Annotated in this window: 26 protein-coding genes; 9 read left to right on the top strand and 17 right to left on the bottom strand. The window is 58.3% G+C overall.

What is annotated here, in order from left to right; genetic code table 11:
• Positions 1 to 2: 2 nt before the first annotated feature.
• The 6 genes from pheT to thrS form a co-directional block, all read right to left on the bottom strand.
• Positions 3 to 2381 (bottom strand): phenylalanine--tRNA ligase subunit beta, encoded by a 2379-nt coding sequence (gene pheT / locus FXO12_RS00600; protein ID WP_054898315.1) that lies wholly within the window; start codon positions 2379 to 2381, stop codon positions 3 to 5.
• A 26-nt stretch (positions 2382 to 2407) separates the two neighbouring features.
• On the bottom strand, positions 2408 to 3424 hold the full coding sequence (pheS, locus tag FXO12_RS00595; protein ID WP_003192486.1) for a phenylalanine--tRNA ligase subunit alpha: 1017 nt from the start codon (positions 3422 to 3424) through the stop codon (positions 2408 to 2410).
• Between the two features lie 109 nt (positions 3425 to 3533).
• A complete protein-coding gene (gene rplT / locus FXO12_RS00590) occupies positions 3534 to 3890 on the bottom strand; it encodes a 50S ribosomal protein L20 (RefSeq protein WP_003192488.1) in 357 nt (118 codons plus the stop codon).
• 29 nt (positions 3891 to 3919) lie between these two features.
• Positions 3920 to 4114, bottom strand: a complete 195-nt coding sequence (gene rpmI, locus FXO12_RS00585) for a 50S ribosomal protein L35 (protein WP_002553160.1) — start codon at positions 4112 to 4114, stop codon at positions 3920 to 3922.
• Positions 4115 to 4173: 59 nt separating this feature from the next.
• Positions 4174 to 4725 (bottom strand): translation initiation factor IF-3, encoded by a 552-nt coding sequence (infC, locus tag FXO12_RS00580; protein ID WP_015884933.1) that lies wholly within the window; start codon positions 4723 to 4725, stop codon positions 4174 to 4176.
• On the bottom strand, positions 4725 to 6647 hold the full coding sequence (gene thrS, locus FXO12_RS00575) for a threonine--tRNA ligase (RefSeq protein WP_003192490.1): 1923 nt from the start codon (positions 6645 to 6647) through the stop codon (positions 4725 to 4727). Before thrS ends, infC begins: the two co-directional genes overlap by 1 nt.
• Before the next feature lie 364 nt (positions 6648 to 7011).
• Here thrS and FXO12_RS00570 point away from each other — a divergent pair, with 364 nt between their 5' ends.
• Together FXO12_RS00570 and FXO12_RS00565 are read left to right on the top strand one after the other, a co-directional pair.
• Complete coding sequence (locus tag FXO12_RS00570; protein WP_019820908.1) at positions 7012 to 7326, top strand: hypothetical protein; 315 nt, start codon at positions 7012 to 7014, stop codon at positions 7324 to 7326.
• Positions 7327 to 7615: 289 nt separating this feature from the next.
• On the top strand, positions 7616 to 7828 hold the full coding sequence (locus FXO12_RS00565; protein ID WP_003234260.1) for a cold-shock protein: 213 nt from the start codon (positions 7616 to 7618) through the stop codon (positions 7826 to 7828).
• A 67-nt stretch (positions 7829 to 7895) separates the two neighbouring features.
• Here FXO12_RS00565 and FXO12_RS00560 read toward each other — a convergent pair whose 3' ends face one another.
• Together FXO12_RS00560 and FXO12_RS00555 are read right to left on the bottom strand one after the other, a co-directional pair.
• Entirely contained in the window at positions 7896 to 8216 is a 321-nt protein-coding gene (locus tag FXO12_RS00560; protein ID WP_054898318.1) for an I78 family peptidase inhibitor, read from the bottom strand.
• A 144-nt stretch (positions 8217 to 8360) separates the two neighbouring features.
• A complete protein-coding gene (locus tag FXO12_RS00555; protein WP_034128280.1) occupies positions 8361 to 8666 on the bottom strand; it encodes a hypothetical protein in 306 nt (101 codons plus the stop codon).
• A 157-nt stretch (positions 8667 to 8823) separates the two neighbouring features.
• On the opposite strand from FXO12_RS00555, the gene FXO12_RS00550 reads away from it, so the two are divergent.
• Complete coding sequence (locus tag FXO12_RS00550; protein ID WP_003192496.1) at positions 8824 to 9030, top strand: hypothetical protein; 207 nt, start codon at positions 8824 to 8826, stop codon at positions 9028 to 9030.
• Between the two features lie 29 nt (positions 9031 to 9059).
• Here the strand turns inward: FXO12_RS00550 and FXO12_RS00545 are convergent, their stop codons facing one another.
• From FXO12_RS00545 to FXO12_RS00515, 7 genes are read right to left on the bottom strand one after another with little or no spacing between them, the layout of a single operon-like run.
• Positions 9060 to 10088, bottom strand: coding sequence for a nucleoside hydrolase (locus tag FXO12_RS00545; protein ID WP_057978625.1), 1029 nt, complete (start codon positions 10086 to 10088; stop codon positions 9060 to 9062).
• A 27-nt stretch (positions 10089 to 10115) separates the two neighbouring features.
• The gene (gene rbsD, locus FXO12_RS00540; protein WP_034128236.1) at positions 10116 to 10520 is read right to left on the bottom strand and encodes a D-ribose pyranase; all 405 of its coding nucleotides are present in this window, start codon (positions 10518 to 10520) and stop codon (positions 10116 to 10118) included.
• Positions 10517 to 11434, bottom strand: coding sequence for a ribokinase (rbsK, locus tag FXO12_RS00535; protein WP_054922656.1), 918 nt, complete (start codon positions 11432 to 11434; stop codon positions 10517 to 10519). Before rbsK ends, rbsD begins: the two co-directional genes overlap by 4 nt.
• 23 nt (positions 11435 to 11457) lie before the next feature.
• Positions 11458 to 12480, bottom strand: coding sequence for a LacI family DNA-binding transcriptional regulator (locus FXO12_RS00530; RefSeq protein WP_054922657.1), 1023 nt, complete (start codon positions 12478 to 12480; stop codon positions 11458 to 11460).
• A gap of 3 nt (positions 12481 to 12483) precedes the next feature.
• Positions 12484 to 13461, bottom strand: coding sequence for an ABC transporter permease (locus FXO12_RS00525; RefSeq protein ID WP_054898321.1), 978 nt, complete (start codon positions 13459 to 13461; stop codon positions 12484 to 12486).
• Positions 13458 to 15011, bottom strand: a complete 1554-nt coding sequence (locus tag FXO12_RS00520; RefSeq protein WP_160049435.1) for a sugar ABC transporter ATP-binding protein — start codon at positions 15009 to 15011, stop codon at positions 13458 to 13460. The genes FXO12_RS00525 and FXO12_RS00520 overlap by 4 nt, the downstream gene beginning before the upstream one ends.
• A gap of 57 nt (positions 15012 to 15068) precedes the next feature.
• On the bottom strand, positions 15069 to 16028 hold the full coding sequence (locus FXO12_RS00515; protein ID WP_003192504.1) for a sugar ABC transporter substrate-binding protein: 960 nt from the start codon (positions 16026 to 16028) through the stop codon (positions 15069 to 15071).
• 564 nt (positions 16029 to 16592) lie between these two features.
• On the opposite strand from FXO12_RS00515, the gene FXO12_RS00510 reads away from it, so the two are divergent.
• The 3 genes from FXO12_RS00510 (at position 16593) to FXO12_RS00500 (ending at position 18883) form a co-directional block, all read left to right on the top strand.
• Complete coding sequence (locus FXO12_RS00510) at positions 16593 to 17681, top strand: asparaginase (RefSeq protein ID WP_034128241.1); 1089 nt, start codon at positions 16593 to 16595, stop codon at positions 17679 to 17681.
• Positions 17682 to 17939: 258 nt separating this feature from the next.
• Entirely contained in the window at positions 17940 to 18191 is a 252-nt protein-coding gene (locus tag FXO12_RS00505; protein ID WP_034128242.1) for a DUF1654 domain-containing protein, read from the top strand.
• Between the two features lie 2 nt (positions 18192 to 18193).
• Positions 18194 to 18883 (top strand): endonuclease, encoded by a 690-nt coding sequence (locus FXO12_RS00500; RefSeq protein ID WP_052199994.1) that lies wholly within the window; start codon positions 18194 to 18196, stop codon positions 18881 to 18883.
• Between the two features lie 31 nt (positions 18884 to 18914).
• On the opposite strand, the gene FXO12_RS00495 is transcribed toward FXO12_RS00500, so the two are convergent.
• Positions 18915 to 19280, bottom strand: coding sequence for an SPOR domain-containing protein (locus FXO12_RS00495; RefSeq protein WP_034128243.1), 366 nt, complete (start codon positions 19278 to 19280; stop codon positions 18915 to 18917).
• A gap of 264 nt (positions 19281 to 19544) precedes the next feature.
• On the opposite strand from FXO12_RS00495, the gene csrA reads away from it, so the two are divergent.
• The 3 genes from csrA (at position 19545) to FXO12_RS00480 (ending at position 20599) form a co-directional block, all read left to right on the top strand.
• Positions 19545 to 19739, top strand: coding sequence for a carbon storage regulator CsrA (gene csrA, locus FXO12_RS00490; RefSeq protein WP_003192511.1), 195 nt, complete (start codon positions 19545 to 19547; stop codon positions 19737 to 19739).
• Positions 19740 to 19948: 209 nt separating this feature from the next.
• On the top strand, positions 19949 to 20209 hold the full coding sequence (locus FXO12_RS00485; RefSeq protein ID WP_057978631.1) for a hypothetical protein: 261 nt from the start codon (positions 19949 to 19951) through the stop codon (positions 20207 to 20209).
• Between the two features lie 93 nt (positions 20210 to 20302).
• Positions 20303 to 20599, top strand: coding sequence for a hypothetical protein (locus FXO12_RS00480; protein WP_054898326.1), 297 nt, complete (start codon positions 20303 to 20305; stop codon positions 20597 to 20599).
• Positions 20600 to 20619: 20 nt separating this feature from the next.
• Here the strand turns inward: FXO12_RS00480 and FXO12_RS00475 are convergent, their stop codons facing one another.
• Positions 20620 to 21297 carry an HAD family hydrolase gene (locus tag FXO12_RS00475; RefSeq protein WP_057978633.1) on the bottom strand — a complete coding sequence of 226 codons (678 nt, stop codon included), beginning with the start codon at positions 21295 to 21297 and terminating at the stop codon, positions 20620 to 20622.
• Positions 21298 to 21330: the final 33 nt, after the last annotated feature.

Below are 21330 nucleotides of genomic sequence, written 5' to 3'. Positions count from 1 at the left end.
CGTCACTTCCTTAACGTGGCGTTCAACCTTTGTTCGAGCGAGGTGAGGATATTTTGCGTCGTGGTATTCACCTCATCGTCATTAAGAGTGCGCGATGGATGCTGCCAGGTCAAGCCAACTGCAAGGCTTTTTCTATGCGGATCAATGCCTTTACCCTGATAGACGTCAAATAGCCTGAGGTCTGTCAGCCATTCCCCTGCATTTTCACGGATTACATCCAGAACTGCAGTGGCAGCGACTTCACGGTCGGCAATCAGGGCCAGGTCGCGACGCACTTCAGGGAAGCGCGACAACTCGCTGAATTTAGGCATCTTGCCCGACGCAACTTCAGCCAAGACTAGCTCAAACACGAAGACTGGACGGTCCAGCCCCAAGGTTTTCGACAGTTCTGGGTGAATGGCGCCCACAAAGCCTACCAGGCGACCTTCACGCTCTATACGTGCAGTCTGGCCTGGATGCAACGCTGGGTGGCTACCCGGCACGAACGTAAAGGCGTCCAACGCACCGGCAAAGCCGAGCACCGCTTCCACGTCTGCCTTGACGTCGAAGAAGTCCACGACCTCACGGCCTTGCGCCCAGCCTTCCGGCAGACGGCTGCCGCAGACGACGCCCGCCAGCATCGGCTCTTGCTTCAAGCCATCAAGCTGGCCGACGAAACGCAAGCCGCTTTCGAACAGACGCACGCGGTCTTGCTGGCGGTTCAGGTTGTGAGAAAGAGCCTTCACCAGGCCCGGCCACAGCGACGAACGCATGGCGGCCATGTCGTTGGAGATCGGGTTGGCCAACAACAGCGGTTCAACACCAGGGTTGAACAACTCGAACTGCTTTGGATCAATGAAGCTATAGGTCACGGCTTCCTGATAACCACGGGCGACCAGCAGGCGGCGCAGTTCAGGCAGGTGCGCACGCGCTTCGGCCTTGGGTTGCGGTGCCAGGCGTGCTTGCGGATAGCGAACCGGCAGGCGGTTGTAGCCGTACAGGCGCGCCAGCTCTTCGATCAGGTCGACTTCCAGGCTGATGTCGAAGCGATGGCTAGGTACTGCAACCTGCCACTGCCCTTCCCCACCCGCAGAAATACCCAGGCCGAGCGCAGACAGCAGTTGCTCGATTTCAGCCGGCTCGATGACCAGGCCGAGCATTTGCTCAACGCTTTTGGCACGCAAGGTAATCGGTGCAATCGACGGCAGGTACTGTTCGTTGACAGTTTCGGTAATCGGGCCGGCTTCACCACCGGTGATTTCCAGCAGCAGGCCGGTAGCGCGCTCCATGGCTTCACGGGCGAGTTTCCAGTCCACGCCACGCTCGTAGCGGTGCGACGCATCGGTGTGCAGGCCGTAGGAACGAGCCTTGCCAGCGATCGCGATCTGGTCGAAGAACGCGCTTTCAAGGAATACGTCACGGGTGGTCGCGGATACACCGCTGTGCTCGCCACCCATCACGCCGGCAATTGCCAGGGCACGTGTGTGGTCGGCGATGACCAGAGTGTCGGCACGCAGGCTGACTTCCTGGCCATCGAGCAGCACCAGTTTCTCGCCTTCCTCGGCCATACGCACGCGGATGCCGCCATTGATTTCGGCAAGATCAAACGCGTGCAACGGCTGGCCGAGTTCCAGCATCACGTAGTTGGTGATGTCGACGGCAGCGTCGATGCTGCGTACATCGGCACGACGCAGGCGCTCGACCATCCACAGCGGGGTTGGCTTGGACAGGTCCACGTTGCGGATCACACGTCCCAGGTAACGCGGGCAGGCGTTTGGTGCCAGTACCTCAATCGAGCGTACTTCGTCGTGTACCGCCGGTACGGCAGCGACCACTGGACGAGTGACAGGTGCGTTGTAGAGCGCGCCCACTTCACGGGCCAGGCCAGCCAGGGACAGGCAGTCGCCACGGTTGGGGGTCAGGTCGACCTCAATGCTGGCGTCTTCCAGTTCCAGGTAAACACGGATGTCCTGACCCACTGGCGCGTCGGCCGGCAGCTCCATCAGGCCATCATTGCCCTCACCCACTTGCAGTTCGGCCTGGGAGCACAGCATGCCGTTGGATTCAACGCCACGCAGCTTGGCCTTCTTGATCTTGAAGTCGCCCGGCAACTGGGCACCGATCATAGCGAACGGGATCTTCAGGCCCGGGCGCACATTAGGCGCTCCGCACACGACCTGAAAGGTTTCCGAGCCGTTGCTGACCTGGCACACACGCAATTTGTCGGCATCAGGGTGCTGCTCGGTGCTCAACACCTCGCCCACCACCACACCACTGAAAACACCGGCGGCCGGCGTAACGCTATCGACCTCAAGACCGGCCATCGACAGGCGAGCAACCAGCTCGTCGCGATCTACCTGCGGGCTTACCCAGCCACGCAGCCATTGTTCACTGAATTTCATCCTGCTCTCCTAAAGATTCGTTACGACTAGCGAAATTGCGCGAGGAACCGCAAGTCGTTGTCGAAGAACAGACGCAAGTCGTTCACGCCGTAACGCAGCATGGCCAGACGCTCAACGCCCATGCCGAAGGCAAAGCCCGAGAACTCTTCTGGATCGATCCCGGACATGCGCAGCACGTTGGGGTGAACCATGCCGCAGCCCATCACTTCCAGCCAGCCGGTCTGCTTGCACACACGGCAGCCTTTACCGCTGCACATCACGCATTCCATGTCGACTTCAGCGGATGGCTCGGTGAACGGGAAGAACGAAGGACGGAAACGTACCGCCAACTCTTTTTCGAAGAACACCCGCAGGAACTCTTCGATGGTGCCTTTGAGGTCGGCGAAATTGATATCGCGATCAACCAGCAGGCCTTCGACCTGGTGGAACATCGGCGAATGGGTGATATCCGAGTCGCTACGGTACACACGGCCTGGGCAGACAATGCGGATCGGCGGCTTGTTCGCTTCCATGGTGCGGACCTGTACCGGCGAGGTATGGGTGCGCAGCAGCATGTTGGCGTTGAAATAGAAGGTGTCGTGCATCGACCGGGCCGGGTGATGGCCTGGGATGTTGAGCGCCTCGAAGTTGTGGTAGTCGTCTTCGACCTCAGGGCCTTCGGCAATGCCGTAGCCGATGTGGGTGAAGAACTGTTCGATACGTTCCAGAGTCCGGGTGATCGGATGCAGACCGCCCGACGCCTGGCCACGACCAGGCAAGGTCACGTCAATGGACTCGGCGGCGAGCTTGGCCGCAAGATCGGCCTCCTCGAGCGACGCCTTGCGCGCATTGAGAACCTCTGTGACACGCTCCTTGGCGACGTTGATCAGCGCACCGACTTGCGGACGCTCTTCAGCGGGCAGATTTCCCAGGGTCTTCATCACCTGAGTCAATTCACCTTTCTTGCCAAGGTAGTGAACCCGGATTTGCTCCAGGGCATTTACATCTTCAGCGCTTTGCACAGCCTCAAGGGCTTGGGCGACGAGCGCGTCCAGGTTTTCCATGTACAGACTCCAGATACAAAATAGGGGAAGAGCTTGAAGGCTCTTCCCCTATTTATGACGTTTACCACCTTGGGCCACAGGAGTAGCCCAGGGTGACTGTCGGGGGTACTTAAGCCAAGGAGGCTTTAGCTTTCTCGACAATCGCAGCAAACACCGCTTTTTCGTTCACGGCCAGTTCAGCCAGAACCTTACGGTCGATTTCGATGGACGCTTTTTTCAGGCCAGCGATGAAACGGCTGTAGGACAGACCGTTAACACGTGCACCGGCGTTGATACGAGCGATCCACAGAGCGCGGAACTGACGTTTTTTCTGACGACGGTCACGGTAGGCGTATTGGCCTGCCTTGATTACCGCTTGCTTGGCAACACGGAATACGCGTGAACGCGCGCCGTAGTAGCCTTTAGCAAGTTTCAGAATTTTTTTGTGACGCTTACGGGCCATGACGCCACGCTTTACACGAGCCATGAGTTACTTCCTCTATTCTTGAACCAAAATTAACGAAGGCGCAGCATGCGCTCGACTTTTGCCACGTCAGACGGATGCAGCAAGCTGCTACCGCGCAATTGACGCTTACGCTTGGTCGACATTTTGGTCAGGATGTGGCTCTTGAAAGCGTGCTTGTGCTTGATGCCGTTAGCAGTTTTCAGAAACCGCTTAGCAGCACCACTTTTAGTTTTCATCTTTGGCATGTTCGGTACTCCGCATTCAGTTGATAAACATAATCAGAAGGCCTGCCGTGCCCTGTTGATTACTTCTTCTTTTTCGGGGCGATGACCATAATAAGCTGGCGTCCTTCCATCTTAGGATGCTGTTCGACCGAACCGTACTCCAGCAGGTCAGCTTCAACCCGCTTGAGGAGTTCCATCCCCAGCTCCTGGTGGGCCATCTCACGGCCGCGGAATCGCAAGGATACCTTGGCCCTGTCCCCATCACTCAGGAAACGTACCAGGTTGCGCAGTTTTACCTGGTAATCCCCTTCCTCCGTCCCTGGACGAAACTTGATTTCTTTTACTTGAATCTGCTTCTGGTTCTTCTTCGCTGCGGCAACCTGCTTCTTCTTTTCGAAGATAGATTTGCCGTAGTCCATCACCCGACAAACAGGTGGGATTGCATCGGCGGAGATTTCCACCAGGTCCAGCTTGGACTCTTCTGCAATACGAAGCGCTTCATCAATCGAGACGATGCCAATCTGCTCGCCATCAGCGCCAATTAACCGAACCTCGCGTGCCGAGATATTCTCGTTGATCGGGGCTTTCGGTGCAGCTCGTTTATCTTGTCTCATTTCACGCTTAATAATAATTACTCCGAATCTGGGCGACCACGCCGGGAAACCGCTTGCGCGAGGAACTCAGCGAACTGGGCGACGGGCATCGAGCCCAGGTCAGCACCTTCACGAGTACGCACAGCGACAGTCTGCATCTCGACTTCCCGATCTCCGATAACCAAAAGATAGGGAACCTTGAGCAAAGTATGCTCGCGGATTTTAAAGCCGATCTTTTCATTTCTCAAGTCGGACTTGGCACGAAATCCGCTTTCGTTGAGAGTTTTTTCAACTTCAGCGGCAAAATCTGCCTGTTTATCAGTGATATTCATGATCACTGCCTGGGTCGGAGCCAGCCACGCAGGGAACGCGCCCTCGTAGTGCTCGATCAGGATACCGACGAACCGTTCGAACGAACCGAGGATCGCCCGGTGCAGCATAACCGGGTGTTTACGGCTGTTGTCTTCGGAGACGTATTCGGCTCCCAGACGGATCGGCAGGTTAAAATCGAGCTGCAGGGTACCACACTGCCAGACACGGCCAAGGCAATCTTTGAGCGAGAACTCGATCTTCGGACCGTAGAACGCGCCCTCACCCGGCTGCAGATCGTACGCAAGGCCCGCACTGTCGAGCGCAGCGGCCAGTGCCGCTTCGGCGCGATCCCATAGCTCGTCGGAACCGACGCGTTTTTCCGGACGAGTGGACAGCTTCATCTCGACTTCGGTAAAGCCGAAATCGCGATAAACGTCCATGGTCAGCTTGATGAACGCTGCGGACTCGGCCTGCATCTGCTCTTCGGTGCAGAAGATGTGGGCGTCGTCCTGGGTGAAGCCACGCACCCGCATGATGCCGTGCAGCGCACCCGATGGTTCGTTACGGTGGCAGGCACCGAACTCGGCCAGGCGCATCGGCAACTCGCGGTAGCTCTTCAGGCCCTGATTGAATACCTGCACGTGGCACGGGCAGTTCATCGGCTTGATGGCGTAGTCGCGGTTTTCCGACTGGGTGGTGAACATGTTGTCGGCGTAGTTGGCCCAGTGCCCGGATTTCTCCCACAGGCTGCGATCAACCACCTGGGGAGTCTTGATCTCCAGGTAACCGTTTTCGCGCTGCACCTTGCGCATGTACTGCTCAAGCACCTGGTACAGAGTCCAGCCATTCGGGTGCCAGAACACCATGCCCGGCGCTTCTTCCTGAAGGTGGAACAGGTTCAGGCGCTTGCCGATCTTGCGGTGGTCGCGTTTTTCAGCTTCTTCGATGCGCTGGATATAGGCGGCCAATTGCTTCTTGTCAGCCCAGGCCGTGCCGTAGATCCGTTGCAGCTGTTCGTTCTTGGCGTCACCGCGCCAGTAGGCACCGGAGAGCTTGGTCAGCTTGAACGATTTGAGAAAGCGCGTGTTCGGCACGTGCGGGCCACGGCACATATCCACGTATTCTTCGTGGTAGTACAGCCCCATGGCCTGCTCGTCCGGCATGTCTTCTACCAGACGCAGCTTGTAGTCCTCGCCACGTGCAGTAAACACGTCGATCACTTCGGCACGCGGGGTGACTTTCTTGATGACGTCATAATCTTTTTCGATCAGCGCGTGCATGCGCTGCTCGATGGCCGCCAGGTCGTCCGGAGTAAAAGGACGCTCATAGGCGATGTCGTAATAGAAGCCTTCTTCAATGACCGGGCCGATCACCATCTTGGCGGTTGGATACAGTTGCTTGACCGCATGGCCAATCAAGTGCGCGCAAGAGTGGCGAATGATCTCCAGCCCCTCTTGATCCTTGGGCGTGATGATTTGCAGGCTGGCGTCGCTGGTGATCAGGTCGCTGGCGTCAACCAGCTTGCCGTCGACCTTGCCGGCCACGGTGGCCTTGGCCAGGCCAGCACCAATGGATGCGGCGACCTCGGCTACGGAAACCGGATGATCGAATGAACGCTGACTGCCGTCGGGAAGAGTAATAGTTGGCATGGCGCCTCCTCTCCTAGTGGTGACCCCTACCAAAGGTCACGTGGGTTGGGATGAGCCAGTACAAGATCCAACACCAGGCCGCTCAATAATGAACGCCTGCCTTACAGCGGCAGGAGCCTTTCGGCCAACCGATAATCGAACCAGAGTGACTGGAGTGAACAAAAAGAACCTGGCAAGGCGGCAAATGGCGCGCCCGGAAATAGCCAGGCAAGGATGCTAGCACAGATGAACGGTCATCGCGTCGGCCAAGCGCTGGGTAAAGAGCAATTCATGGCTTTATAGCTGCAAAAGTGAACTTGAGCTGTACGCAGGGCCTCAAAGCCACTGAGAATCGCCGTTCGTCCTCGACCCAAAGGAGCATCCCATGATGCGTTTTACCTCTACCCTCGCTGTCGCCGCTACCCTGAGCCTCCTTTCCCTCGGCGCGCAGGCTGCAGCCCCTTCCAACTGGCCAGCTGGCGCCCGTGACGCCTTCGTCAACGACTGCAGTGCCGCAGCCAGCCAGAACGTGGACGTCAAAACTGCCAAAGCCCACTGTGAATGTGGCGCTGACAAGATCAATGCCGAATTGAGCACTGCCGAGATCAAGGAATTGATGACCAACCAGAACGCCAGCCCGGAGCTTAAAAACAAAGCAGTCGCGGCTATTTCGTCCTGCAAAGTGGTGAAGAAAAAGTAAGATTGGCTGACGATTCGACGGTCATTTCGCTGAAAAAACAGCCTGAAAACTGCCATTTCACACAAATTATGCAGGTTTTACGGCTTTTTTTAACAGCTGATATTTCGTCGCGAAGCCCCGTAAATCGGGGCTTTCAGCCGAACAACGGATCAAACGCAAAGCGATTGATTAGCAAACAGTGCCTTGGGGGGGCTCCCAAGCCGAACATTTCGACTATGATAGCCCTGTGTGCCCAGTTGGCCTGAGCAGCACAGCACTACTGAAAATATATGTTTCTTGGAGATACACCATGTCTAATCGCCAAACCGGCACCGTTAAATGGTTCAACGATGAAAAAGGCTTCGGCTTCATCACTCCTCAAGGTGGCGGTGACGACCTGTTCGTACACTTCAAAGCTATCGAAAGCGACGGTTTCAAAAGCCTGAAAGAAGGCCAAACCGTTTCCTTCGTGGCTGAGAAAGGCCAAAAGGGTATGCAAGCTGCACAGGTTCGCGGCGAGTAATTCTCCGCTGAGCTAAAAAAACCCCGTCCATGTGACGGGGTTTTTTATGGGCGATGCAAAAGCCGTATCAGCCGCAGTTAACCCGGTTGATCACCAGATTGTCGTCGGTGTTCAGGTTCAGGCGGTCAGAGCGATACTCCAGCGTGACCATGTCGTTGGGCTTGAGGATGCGTGCATTCTGCGCGCCAGCACGCGTACGTGCTTGCTCCAGCAACTGGGGCGAGGCTTTCTGGCCGATGGCGAACTCTGCGGCCTTCGACTCACAGCGGCTATGACCAGCATCGGTCACAGTGGCAGCTTTGCCTGGCTCAGAGGCACCCGGGGTACTGCAACCCGCCAACGCGAGCGCAGCCAACAAAGTACCGAATGATGCGAGCTTCCAAGGCATGAAGCCTCCTATGATAAAAAGTGGACAGAGATCGTGCGACAGCATTCAAAGCGATTGGTTTCAAGACGTTAACCGCCTGTGGGCAAGTCTGCCTGAGTCACGGCCTGCAATCGCTTGGTGAATCGTGACTAGATATGAACGTATTCAGTAGATATCGATGTAGTCCGACGAAGGAGTAGGCCAATTCTGCTTCAGCGCGTTGAAAATCTGCATGACCCAGACTTCATCGCTGGCCGCCACGTTGCCGACATAGCCGGAACCTTTGGCCCAGGTCTCCAGGCGAAACACCAGGCCAGCGATATCAGCCCCACCGACTACGCCGGAAGAAATGTAGGCGATGCCTTCTTTGGTTACCCGCAACTGGGTATGTTCGTCGTCACTGGCGCTGCCAAGCAATTGGCGCACGGCGTCCAGCGTCAGGTTGTCGGGCTTGCTCAAATCGATTTGCACGCGGTGTTTCCCGGCCATTTAACAGGCCAACAGTGTCGCACAGCCGCCGCTTCATGCCTAAGTAGCAGTGCCAAATGCCGTACAAAATGCTTAACTGCGCCCCTCTGGAACGGCGTTCCAGTGCATTGCCCCCGCATTTTTAGCCCGTGAGATTTCCATGACCACCGTAACGCTTCAAGCCGACATCAAAGCCAAGTGGCCCCAAGGGCAAAGTTCCTACAGCCCCGGAAGCCCGGAAGAACTGGCGATCATTGGTATCGACCTGTTGGTCAAGGAACTGGGCACCCAGGCGGCGCAAGCATTCATCGGCCAGATATTCGAGAAATACCCGGCCGACTACATGGGCGCCCAAGAGCGCGAATAGAACAGGGCGACGAGCGCCGCCCCGCTAACTTACTTCAGACGCGCCAGGCGCTCGGTCAGCAGATCGAAGAAGCCCTGGGCGTCGCTATTCTCAACCCAGAACACATTCTTCGGCTGCTTGAGGCCGTCATACCAATCGACAATGGTCTGGCCGAAGGTCGGGCCTTCGCGGCTGTCGACCACCATATTGGCCTCACGACCGCTGAACAGCGAAGGCTTGAGCAGGTACGCCACCACGGTAGCGTCATGGACCGGGCCACCCGGAATGCCGTAGTGCTCCATATCGCCTTTGACGTACTCATTCAGAATACTGCTGACGACCTTGCTCGCATTGTTGTTCAGGTCCGCAATCTTCTTCAGGCGGGCGTCGCTGGTGAGGACTTTATGGGTCACGTCCAACGGCAGGTAGGTCAACTTCACACCGCTTTTGAGCACGATCTCCGCCGCCACCGGATCGGCGAACAGGTTGAACTCGGCCACTGGGGTGATATTGCCGCCGTTGAAGTGGGCGCCGCCCATCACGACCACTTCCTTGATGCCCTGGGTGATTTCGGGCGCTTGAGTCAGCGCCAGTGCCAGGTTGGTCTGCGGGCCGAGCATGGCGATGGTGATGCTGTGCGGCTTGGCGCTGCTCAGGGTCTTGATCAGGTAGTCGACTGCATTGCCTTCGGCCAGGCCTGTTTTCGGTTCATGCACCGTGACGCCCGAGATGCCTTCCTTGCCATGGATATTCTCGGCGTAGATCGGTTTGCGCAACAACGGCGCTGGCGCACCTGCGTACACCGGGATGTCCTCGCGACCTGCCCATTCGCGCGCCAGGCGCGCGTTGCGGGAGGTCTTGTCCAGGCGCACATTGCCGGCGACGGTGGTCAGCGCACGAATGCTCAACTCCTCCGGCGAGGCCATGGCGAACAGCAAGGCCACCACGTCATCGGCACCCGGGTCGGTATCGATGATCAGGTCGATTTTTTCCGCCGCTTGGGCGCTTGCAGCAGTGAGCGCGGACAAAAGCAGAACACTCCGGAACAGGTTTTTCAGGGTAGGTAGACCACGTTGCATGAAGCACTCCTTGTCATAGGGGGGACGCTAGAACGTTACGCCGGACACCAGCGCGATATTGCAGTACGGCTGGCACTCGCCAGTGCGCACCACAGCGCGGGCATTGCGGCTCAATTGCTTGAATTGGTCATGGCTGAGCAGGCGTCGCTCGCCCAGTGCAGCCTGCTCTGTGAGCGTATTTAGCGCGGTCAGCGCGGGCGGTTGCTTCAGCAGGATCTCTTCTGCCAGAACATGGCTTTCCACCTGCATTTCGCTAAGCACGATGCGCAAGGTGCTGATGAAGTCCGGGATGCCCTGGGTCAGTGCCAGGTCGATCAATTCGACGCCGGGAGGTACCGGCAGGCCGGCATCGCCGATGACCAGAATGTCACCGTGGCCCAGGGACGCGATCACGCGCGACAGGGCGATATTCAGCAAAGGTGTCTTTTTCATGCGGGCACAAAACCTTGTACGTCGTGCAGCGTAGGAATGGAAGGCTGAGCGCCGGCGCGGGTCACTGACAACGCCGCCGCCACTTGGCCAAAACGGATCGCCTCGGCTTCGCTCTGGCCCGCGGCCAGCGCGGCGGCAAAGCCACCGACAAAGGTATCGCCAGCAGCGGTGGTATCCACCGCCTTGACCTTCGGCGCCACCAGGTGCTCAAAGCTCTTGCCGTCGGCAAACAGCGCGCCCTGGGCGCCCAGGGTGATGATGACCTTGCCAGCACCCGCCTGGATCAGCGCGGTCGCGGCGACCTTGGCACTGTCGAGGGAGTCGACCGCTACGCCGCTGAGAGCGCTGGCCTCGCTTTCATTGGGGATCAGATAATCGATCGAGGCATACCAGTCAGCGGGCAATGGTCCGCTTGCCGGGGCCGGGTTGAGGATGACGGTCTTGCCCAGTTCGCGACCCCGCTTGAGCGCATACCCAACGGTCTCCATCGGCACCTCAAGCTGGCAGATGATCACGTCTGCCGCCTGCAGCACAGCGTCGCACGTTCGCAGCGACGCAGGCGTCAGCTCACCGTTGCTGCCGGCCACAATGACAATGGCGTTCTGGCTGCTGTCATCGACCACGATCAACGCCACACCGCTGGAGCCATCCACCGTGCTGACGGCCTGGCAGTCGATCCCTTCCACCAGCAGCGCATCGCGCAATTGGCTGCCATAGGCGTCGGTACCGATGCACCCCACCATGGCGACACTCGCCCCCAGGCGTGCCGAGGCGACGGCCTGGTTGGCGCCCTTGCCACCGGGCACAGTGGAAAATGTCTGGCCGATCAGGGTTTCACCGGCACGCGGCAAGCGACTGGCGCGGGTGACCAGGTCCATGTTCAAGCTGCCTATTACCACTACTTTTGCTGGCATACATCAGTACTCATCAATTCGGTTCAGCGGTATTGGGCGAACACATCAGCCAATGGCGCGGTCGACTCACGCAAAACAATACTGGGCGTCACGATACGTTGATCGATCGGCAGTTGGGGGGTTGCTATTCGTTGCAGTAATAATTCGGCCGCAGTCTCGCCCAATTGCAGGATCGACTGGCCAACCGTCGTCAGCGCCGGGTAGACGTAGCGCCCCATCTGGATGTCATCGAAACCGATGACCGACAGCTCGCCCGGCACCCGCACATTGCGCTCGGCGGCGGCGCGCAGCACGCCAAAACCAATCATATCGTTGCTGGCGAAAATCGCGCTGGGCGGGTGTTGCGATAATAACTGTACGGCTGCGGCATACCCGCCCGTGCTGGTGAAATCGCTTTCCAGGGTACGACTGGACAACACCTCGATGCCCGCCTCGCGCAATGCACGCTGGTACCCGGCCAGGCGCATCTGCGCCACGCGGGTATGCCCAGGGCCGCCGATACAGGCGATGTCCCGGTGCCCCAACTCCAGCAAGTGCCGGGTCGCCAGGTAAGCGCCCTCTTCGTGATCGATGCGCACCAGGTCCACATCAATCCCATCCAGCGCCCGGTCGACAATCACCATCGGCGTGCGCACTGCACTCAAGCCTGCGGCAAGGCCACTGTCATCACCGCCCACGGATGTCACGATCAAGCCGTCGACGCGTTTTTCCAGCAACACGCGCAAATAACTGCGCTGTTTCTCTGCGTCGTCATCCGAGTTGCAGAGGATCACGCAATAGCCATTACGCTCGCAGTAATCCTCGATACCCCGAGCCAGCTCGGCAAAATACGGGTTGAGGCTGTTGGGCACCAGCAGCCCGATGGTGGCCGTGGTCTTGGCCTTGAGCGAGCGTGCCACGGCACTGGGCACGTAGTCCAACTGCTTGATCGCCGCCTCGACCTTGATGCGTACCGGCTCGCTGACTGGGCGCGTCTTGTTCACCACATGGGACACGGTGGTGTAGGAAATACCTGCAAGCGCTGCCACATCCTTGATCGTTGCCATGGTTCAGCCCCGCCGACTGGCGCGCTGGCTGCGATAAGTATCGAGGACCACGGCAATCACGATCACGGCACCGGTAATGATGCGTTTAGTCGGTTCCGTCGCGCCGATCTGCGCCAGCCCGGCGGCCAGGACCGAAATAATCAACACCCCGAAGAACGTACTGATGACCGAGCCACGCCCGCCCATCAGGCTGGTGCCACCGATCACCACGGCGGCGATCACTTGCAGCTCCAGGCCCGAACCGGCATTCGGGTCCGCCGCTTCCAGGCGCGAGATCTGGAACAGCGCCGCCACACCGGCCAACAGGCCCATCAGGCTGAACACCAGGACCTTGTAAGGCTTGGGATTGATACCCGCCAGGCGCACCGCTTCTTCGTTGGTGCCGATGCCGATCAGGTAGCGACCGAAGACCGTACGGGTCAGTACCAACTGGGCCGCGATGATCACCAGCAAGGCGATGATGAACGACGGAGAAATACCGAAGGCAATCGGGTTGGACAGCCAGGCAAACGAGTCACCGATATAAGCGGTGCGCGAGCCCGTCATCTGGTAGGCCACGCCGCGGGCCATCTCCAGCACGCCGAGGGATACGATAAATGACGGAATGCGCCAGGCCACCGTGATGGAACCGGTGATGGTGCCGGCCAACGCCGCGCAACCCATGCCCAACAGAGCGGCAGGCAACACGCTCCAGCCCCAGCCCAGGATCGCCACGCTGACTGCCGAGGCCGCCAATGCCAGTACCGATCCCACAGACAGGTCGATGCCGCCAATGATCAGGATGAAGGTCATGCCCACCGCCAGCACCATCAGGTCTGGAATCTGGTTGGCCAGGGTGCTGAAGGTGTCATAGGACAGAAAGTGATCGCTGAGCATCGAGAACAGCGCAATCATCGCCAGCAAGGCACCTGCCAGCCCGAGGTAGGTACCCAGGCCATAGAAGTTGCCGCCAGTTTTACCGGGGGAAATGTTTGTTTTCATGGGGTATTCCTAGGCGCTGCTTCGTTGAGCAGCGCATCACGTTTCTGATAGCCGGCAAAGGCGGCGGCGAGCAATTCGTCCTGGGTCCAGCTGTCACGCTCGAAGGTCTCGATCAGGCGCCCGGCGGACAGCACACCGATGCGGTCACAGATCAGCATCAGCTCACGCAGGTCACTGGACACCACCACCAGCGCTTTGCCCTGGCGGGTCAATTCACCGAGCAAGGCATAGATATCGAACTTGGCACCGACGTCGATACCGCGGGTGGGCTCATCGAACAGCATTACTGCGCAGTCGCGCTCCAGCCAGCGGCCAATCACCACCTTCTGCTGGTTACCACCCGACAGCTCGGACACCAGTTGCGTCGGGCTGGAACTGCGGATTCGCATGGCGTCGATCTGGCGCTTGGCCAGAGCGGTTTCGTTACGGCTGTTGACGACGCCCCCGCCGGAAATTTCCGGCATGTTGCCCAGGGCGATGTTGGCGCTGATGGACTGGGTCAGCAGCAGGCCTTCGCCCTTGCGGTCTTCGGTGATCAGGGCAATACCATGACCGACCGCGTCCACCGGCGAGCGAATGCTCACCACCTTGGCCGGCGAACCCAAGGCCACGGTGCCTCTATCGGCCGGGTCGGCACCGAAAATCAGGCGCAGCAATTCGGTGCGACCGGCGCCGATCAGGCCGGAAATGCCATAGATTTCACCGGCGCGCACTTCAAAGGACACATCGCGGACCTTGTCCGAACGGGTCAGGCCCGTCACGGTCAAGGCCGGGCCTCCGATGGTGCGCGGGCCCAAATCGATGTGTTCACCCAGTTCGCGACCGACCATCAAGGTCACCAACTGCTCACTGTTGTAATTGGCCATCGGCTCGACGCAGACCAGCTTGCCGTCGCGCAATACCGCAATGCGCTGGGCGACACGGGCCAACTCTTCGAGCCGGTGCGAAATATAAATGATCGCCACGCCTCGAGCCTGCAGGCGCGTGATTTGTTCAAACAGCATCTCGACTTCACGAGCAGTAAGCATCGCCGTGGGCTCGTCGAGGATCAATACATGGCAGTCGCCGATCAGGTTACGAGCGATCTCGACCATTTGCTGGTGACCAATGCCCAGGCTGCCTACCAGTGTGTCCGGGTCGATCGCGTCCAGGCCGACTTGGGCCATGGCTTCGATCGCGGCTTTGCGCAATTGTTTGCGGCTGATCCAGCCACAGCGGCTCGGCAGGTTATCCAGGAACAGGTTTTCAGCCACGGTCAGCGTCGGCAGCAGGTTGAGTTCCTGCATGACCATGCGCACGCCCAAGGCTTCGGCCTGGGTGCGGCTGGCGGGGCGATAATCCTGACCGTTGAATTGCATGTGCCCGGTGGTGGGCGTGACCAGGCCGCCGATGATCTTCGACAAGGTACTTTTGCCTGCGCCGTTCTCACCGGTCAGCGCCAACACTTCCCCGCGATTGAGCGTCAGGGTGATGTCGGACAGAACCGGTTGGGCATAGGTCTTACCGATACCGCTGGCCGAGAGGACAGCGTTCGGAGCGGAAGATGACATAGGAAAATCTCCAGGCGCCCGCTCAGGACGAGCGGGCGCTGTTGGGTACTGCCAGGATTACTGCTTGATGACGAGTTCGACCGGGGTTTCGATCACGCCATCTTTGGCATCGACTTTCTCACCCTTGACCAGCTTCAGCGCGTTCTGGATACCGAACACGGCTTGCTGGGCGGCGGCCTGGTCAGCGGTGGCCAACACGCGGCCGTCCTTGAGCATTGGCTTGATCGCGTCAATGTTGTCGTAACCTACCACCAACACCTTGCCGGCCTTGCCTGCCGCACGCACGGCGGAAACAGCGCCCAGGGCCATGTTGTCGTTACCGGCCAACAGCGCCTTGATATCCGGCGTTTCGCTCAGCATCGCTGCCGCGATTTTGTTGCCTTGGTCGATTTCCCAGTTACCGGATTGGGTGGAAACAATCTTCATGCCTGCCGCGTCCATCGCATCCTTGAAGCCTGCGGTGCGCTGCTGGGCATTGGTGGTAGTGGGTACGCCCTCGATGATGCCGACCTTGTCACCGGCGGCCAGTTGCTTGGCCAGGTAGTCGCCCACCAGCTTGGAGCCTTTGCGGTTATCCGGGCCTACAAACGGAATATCGAGGTTTTTGCTTTTGAGTACTTCCGGGTCCAGGCGATTGTCGATGTTGACCACCTTGATACCGGCATCGGAAGCCTTTTTCAGCACACTGGCGAGTGCCTTGGAGTCGGCGGGAGCAATGACAAGCGCATCAACCTTGGCGTTGATCATTTCGTTGACAATGGCGATCTGCGCGCTGGTATCGGTTTCGTTCTTGATGCCGTTGGAGATCAACTTGAATTCTGTTGGGTGCGCTTTCTGGTAATCCTTCGCACCGTCGGTCATGGTGACGAAAAACTCATTGGCAAGGGACTTCATGACCAAACCCACGGTAGGCGTTTTGGCAGCGTCATCGGCAAATGCAGAAGAGAGAGGCAAAGCGGCGGATGCGGCAGCAAGCACAGCAACAGCAAGAAGACGTCCAGCAAATGGCAGCTTCATGGGTTCACTCCGATCTTATGATTATTGTGAGCAACGCCTGCACCGAAGAGCCCTTCGGCAGCCCTCCCACCTGGGCGGCTGATACGAGCTGTCACGATGCGCCAAGGGCGCAGTGAAACATCTCGCAAACGTTTGCGTTGAGCAAACTATGAGAACCTTGTCGAGATTTGTCAACGGTAGCAGCAAGCCTTTCATTGGCGCCCTCCAAGCTCTCCCTTGAGCCACCGACCGCTGATACGTTTAAGCCAGCTCGCCGTTTCTGCCGTTCGCTGAAACGACAGACTGCACTGCGAATGATCGACCACAGCGCTCGGACATATCGTGATCGCTTTCGGACAACCGAACACCACAACCCTTCGCGTTCGGAAAGCCGGACAGCGCCAAGCCCCATGAAACTAAAATCTTAGGTTAAGTTGTTTTAAATCAATAAGTTAATTTATAAAAACCAACATGCTCAGTCTGGTACAAATCCTGCTCTTTCTCAGCACCTCGCGGCGTTCAGAACCGCCCGGGTGTTCTAGATGAACCTGCTACAGCACTCATCAAAAACCAGAGAGAAAAATAATGAAATCTGCATTGAAGAACGTCATTCCGGGCGCCCTGGCCCTTCTGCTGCTGTTCCCCGTTGCCGCCCAGGCAAAGGAAGTCGAAAGCAAGACCAAACTGTCCAACGTAGTCATCCTCGCCACCGGCGGTACCATCGCTGGCGCCGGCGCCAGTGCTGCCAACAGTGCCACCTACCAGGCGGCCAAGGTCGGCATCGAACAACTGATCGCCGGCGTTCCTGAGCTTAGCCAGATCGCCAATGTTCGCGGCGAACAAGTGATGCAAATTGCGTCGGAAAGCATCAATAACGAAAACCTTCTGCAACTGGGTCGCCGTGTCGCCGAATTGGCCGACAGCAAGGACGTCGACGGCATCGTGATCACCCACGGCACCGACACCCTTGAAGAAACCGCCTACTTCCTGAACCTGGTGGAAAAAACCGACAAGCCTATCGTGGTGGTCGGTTCCATGCGCCCAGGCACCGCGATGTCGGCGGACGGCATGCTCAACCTGTACAACGCCGTTGCGGTCGCGGGCAGCAAGGATGCACGGGGCAAAGGCGTGCTGGTGACAATGAACGACGAGATCCAATCTGGCCGCGACGTCAGCAAGATGATCAACATCAAGACCGAAGCGTTCAAGAGCCCATGGGGCCCGCTGGGCATGGTCGTCGAGGGTAAATCCTACTGGTTCCGCCTGCCGGCCAAGCGTCACACCATGGATTCTGAGTTCGACATCAAGACCATCAAAAGCCTGCCTGACGTTGAAATTGCCTACGGCTATGGCAACGTGAGCGACACTGCCTACAAGGCATTGGCCCAAGCGGGCGCCAAAGCGATCATTCACGCCGGTACCGGTAATGGGTCAGTATCGTCCAAGGTCGTTCCAGCGCTGGTGGAATTGCGTAAACAAGGCGTGCAGATCATTCGCTCTTCCCACGTCAACGCCGGTGGCATGGTTCTGCGTAACGCCGAACAGCCAGACGACAAATACGACTGGGTCGCCGCCCTTGACCTGAACCCGCAGAAAGCCCGCATCCTGGCCATGGTCGCCCTGACCAAGACCCAGGACAGCAAGGAACTGCAACGGATCTTCTGGGAATACTAATCCCTGCTGATTCATCTGTAGAAAGATGCTTTTGTGGCGAGGGAGCTTGCTCCCGCTGGGCTGCGAAGCGCCCAAAATACTTGCGGGCGCTACGCACCCGAGCGGGAGCAAGCTCCCTCGCCACATTCAGCCCCTCTCCCCCCGAACTTCAACAAACTCCCTGATTCGCTGTCAGACGAACTTCTTGAAATTTAAGCAGTTGCGAAATTGCCTACAGTTAAATACTGTATGTGCGTACAGCCAATTAAGGAATGCTCTGTGGCAAAGCCCTCTTCCGCAGCACCTGCAGCGCCTGACGCCTATCAGCGCCTGGCTATCCGCGTGCAAAAAATCATCAATTCGACCAACGCGCAGAAAGCCAAGGCGGCGTTGATCTTCCGTTTACCCGAGGAACCAGAGAACGATTGGCAACGTTTACTGGAAGAGATTGCAGAGAATGACAACGTCACCCTCGCCTATCGGGACGACGGTGGCGTGCAGATTTTTTGGGTTGTACCGAAGGAAGATTGATTGTGAGTGCCCGTTTTATTGCTGTGTGCTGTCTGTTTTTAACCTTCACTGCCAACGCCCAAGCCCCTCGCACCTTTAGCGAAGCCAAGAAGATCGCCTGGAAGCTCTACGCGCCGCAATCCACCGAATTTTATTGCGGCTGCAAATACACCGGTAACCGGGTGAACCTGAAAGCCTGCGGTTACATCCCCCGCAAAAACGCCAACCGCGCTGCACGCATTGAGTGGGAACACATCGTGCCGGCCTGGCAAATCGGACATCAGCGCCAATGCTGGCAAAATGGCGGGCGAAAAAACTGCACGCGCCATGATGAGGTGTTCAAGCGCGCCGAGGCAGACCTGCACAACCTGGTGCCGAGCATCGGCGAAGTGAATGGTGACCGTAACAACTTCAGTTTTGGCTGGCTGCCGGTGCAAAGCGGGCAGTACGGCTCATGCCTGACCCAGGTGGACTTCAAGGCGAAGAAAGTCATGCCGCGCCCGTCCATTCGCGGGATGATCGCACGCACGTATTTTTATATGAGCAAGCAGTATGGCCTGCGCCTGTCGAAGCAGGACCGGCAATTGTATGAAGCCTGGAACAAGACCTATCCGGTGCAAACCTGGGAGCGCCAGCGCAACCAGACAGTGGCGTGCGTGATGGGACGTGGTAATGAATTCGTCGGCCCGGTCAACCTCAAGGCCTGCGGCTGACTGTGGGCGGGGTGCCCGCCCACTTCACCTGCTACTGCGCAGCCTGGTGTTCGATAATCTCCGACACGGTGTCGTTTTTCTTGGCCCGCGCCATTTTTTCGTTTAGCAGCGCCTGCTTGGCTTCGGCCTCGGCTTTGGTCGCGAACGGCCCCAATAGCACCTCATCCTTGCCGTCGACTTTCACAATGTAGAAATTGAACCCGTGCTCCAGCAACCAGGCGGTCAGGTCGGTGATCGCCTGCAGCTTATGGTCCGGCGGGCCGACCCGTATATCCCATTCCTGAGCGGCAATCGCACCGGTTTGCGGCAGGCTTTCGGTCACGGCAGGCTTGGCCTTGGGGGCGTCGACCGACTTACCTTCACCGCATCCGGCCAACGCCAACACCACAATTGCCATCGCTACTTTACGCACTGCCCTGCTCCTTTGAGGATCAAAGAGGCAACTTTACCATTCACTGTCTATTCTGGCCGTCATAAACGTTGGCTTAAACAATGCGAATCATGTATCGCGACCTGTATGATACCGCCATGGGAATTAATGTCGCCTCTATGCGTCCTAGAAAGAGGCAGTCACAGGGAAGCGCTTCGCAGTAAGCTACACACATCCGACACCTACCCTGTCTGAAACATGTGTCCTTAAAAGTAATTCAAGGAGAAGTCCATGCTTATACTCACCCGCAAAGTCGGTGAAAGCATAAACATCGGTGATGACATTACGATCACCATCCTGGGCGTTAGCGGCCAGCAAGTACGAATCGGCATCAACGCACCTAAGGATGTTGCCGTGCATCGCGAGGAGATTTACCAGCGTATCCAGGCCGGCCTGACTGCACCTGACAAAAACCAGACGCCTTGAAACGCCTCCAGTAGCCAGCCTTTTCGTTCACTGTAACGGCTGGCGAAAACCCAATTGGCCTGTTCGCGCTTCCCGGGTGACCAGCGCACGTTGAGCCCTTCCTTCGCTGCAAGATGAAACTGTCAGGGCATCCGGAACTTGTCGCGCTATTGGCAGCCCAACTTCTGACACTTTATCCTGCCGTCCGAGTGCATTTCGGGAACACGTCGATGAGGCCAGCCGCGTCGCAACCGCTTGTTTCAAGATCCTGGATGATCGCCCTGCTGATAGGGCTGGTCTTCGTGGCACTCGGGTGCTGCTTGAGAATGGAAGTGGAAGGGGCCGATCCCGACACCCATTCCTGGTTGGATCTTGCGCTTCTGCTCTGTGGCTACCTGCTTGCGTTCTGCCTCAAGCCCATCCAGAAGGTGATCTTGCGCAAGCTGCGTCAGCGCGCCGCTCATCGCACCCATGGAAAAACCGCACGCTGAGGGCGTTTACCTGTTATCGGATCGCCGGTATTTACAGCGCCGCCGCACCACCTATCATTGGGCTTGCGCAGTCAGTCAAAGGTGCAGATACAGATGGATACCCTCAGTAAAGCCCAGATCGAGTCAGCACTGGCAGCGCGCCTGCCCAGCTATACCGTTGAGTGCACGCTGCATGCCGACGGTACTCTCTCAGCCGTTCTCAGCGGCCCGGGAACCGATCACTTCGCGATTACCGGCATCGTGCGCGCGCATTATCACGGTACAGAAGCCATCAACCGGCTCGCCACCGAGATACTCAGGGAAATGGTGGTGTCGCGCCAGGGGATGAAAAACAGCCGACTGCAGGCACTGTCCGATCCCATCGACTGCATGGAAGGCCGAGACCGGTAACGGGCTCGGCCTTCCACGTATCATGGCGCCAACGAACTTAAGGACAGCAAGCCATCAGCCCCACGCTCGGCTTTCAACGCACCGTATTGCTCGATGCAAGCATGGGCGGTCACCATCGGCGTCAAGTGTGTCGAGGTCACCACCATGATATCCGCCCCCGCCGCTTCCCCAGCCTGAATACCCACTGTGGCGTCCTCGAACACCAGGCAGTCCTGCATCGGCACGCCCAGGCGCCGAGCACCCAGCACATAACAGGCCGGATCGGGCTTGCCCGTCTTCACATCTTCGGCTGTCACCAGTACCGCCGGCACGGGGATGCCCGCTGCTTGCAGCCGGCGCACGGCCAATGCCTTTGGCGCTGAGGTGACCAACGCCCATTGATCGACGGGCAGGCTGGCCAAAAACGCCACCGCGCCGGGAATCGCCACGATGCCTTCGACATCGTCCAGCTCAGCCTCGGTGATCCATTGGGCTTCTACCTGTGGATCGACGCCCGCCAATGCCTGGCGGGTGATCGTATCAATCGCACGGGCACCATGAATGGTGTGCAGAAACGCTTCCACATCCAAGCCATGCCGTGCAGCCCAGATGCCCCAGACGCGCTCCGCAGCGGCAATGGAGTTGAGCAGGGTCCCGTCCATATCGAACAGAAAGGCGCGGTAACGCCGGGTAAATACATTTGGAGTTGGGCTGGACACTGCGCGGCTTCCTCATGGGCTGGGCCCTGCAAT

The sequence above is a fragment of the Pseudomonas sp. J380 genome (assembly GCF_009827115.1).
Lineage (GTDB): Bacteria > Pseudomonadota > Gammaproteobacteria > Pseudomonadales > Pseudomonadaceae > Aquipseudomonas > Aquipseudomonas paracarnis.
Note: the sequence above shows the minus strand (reverse complement) of the source record. Positions and strands in the feature narration are given on the sequence as shown.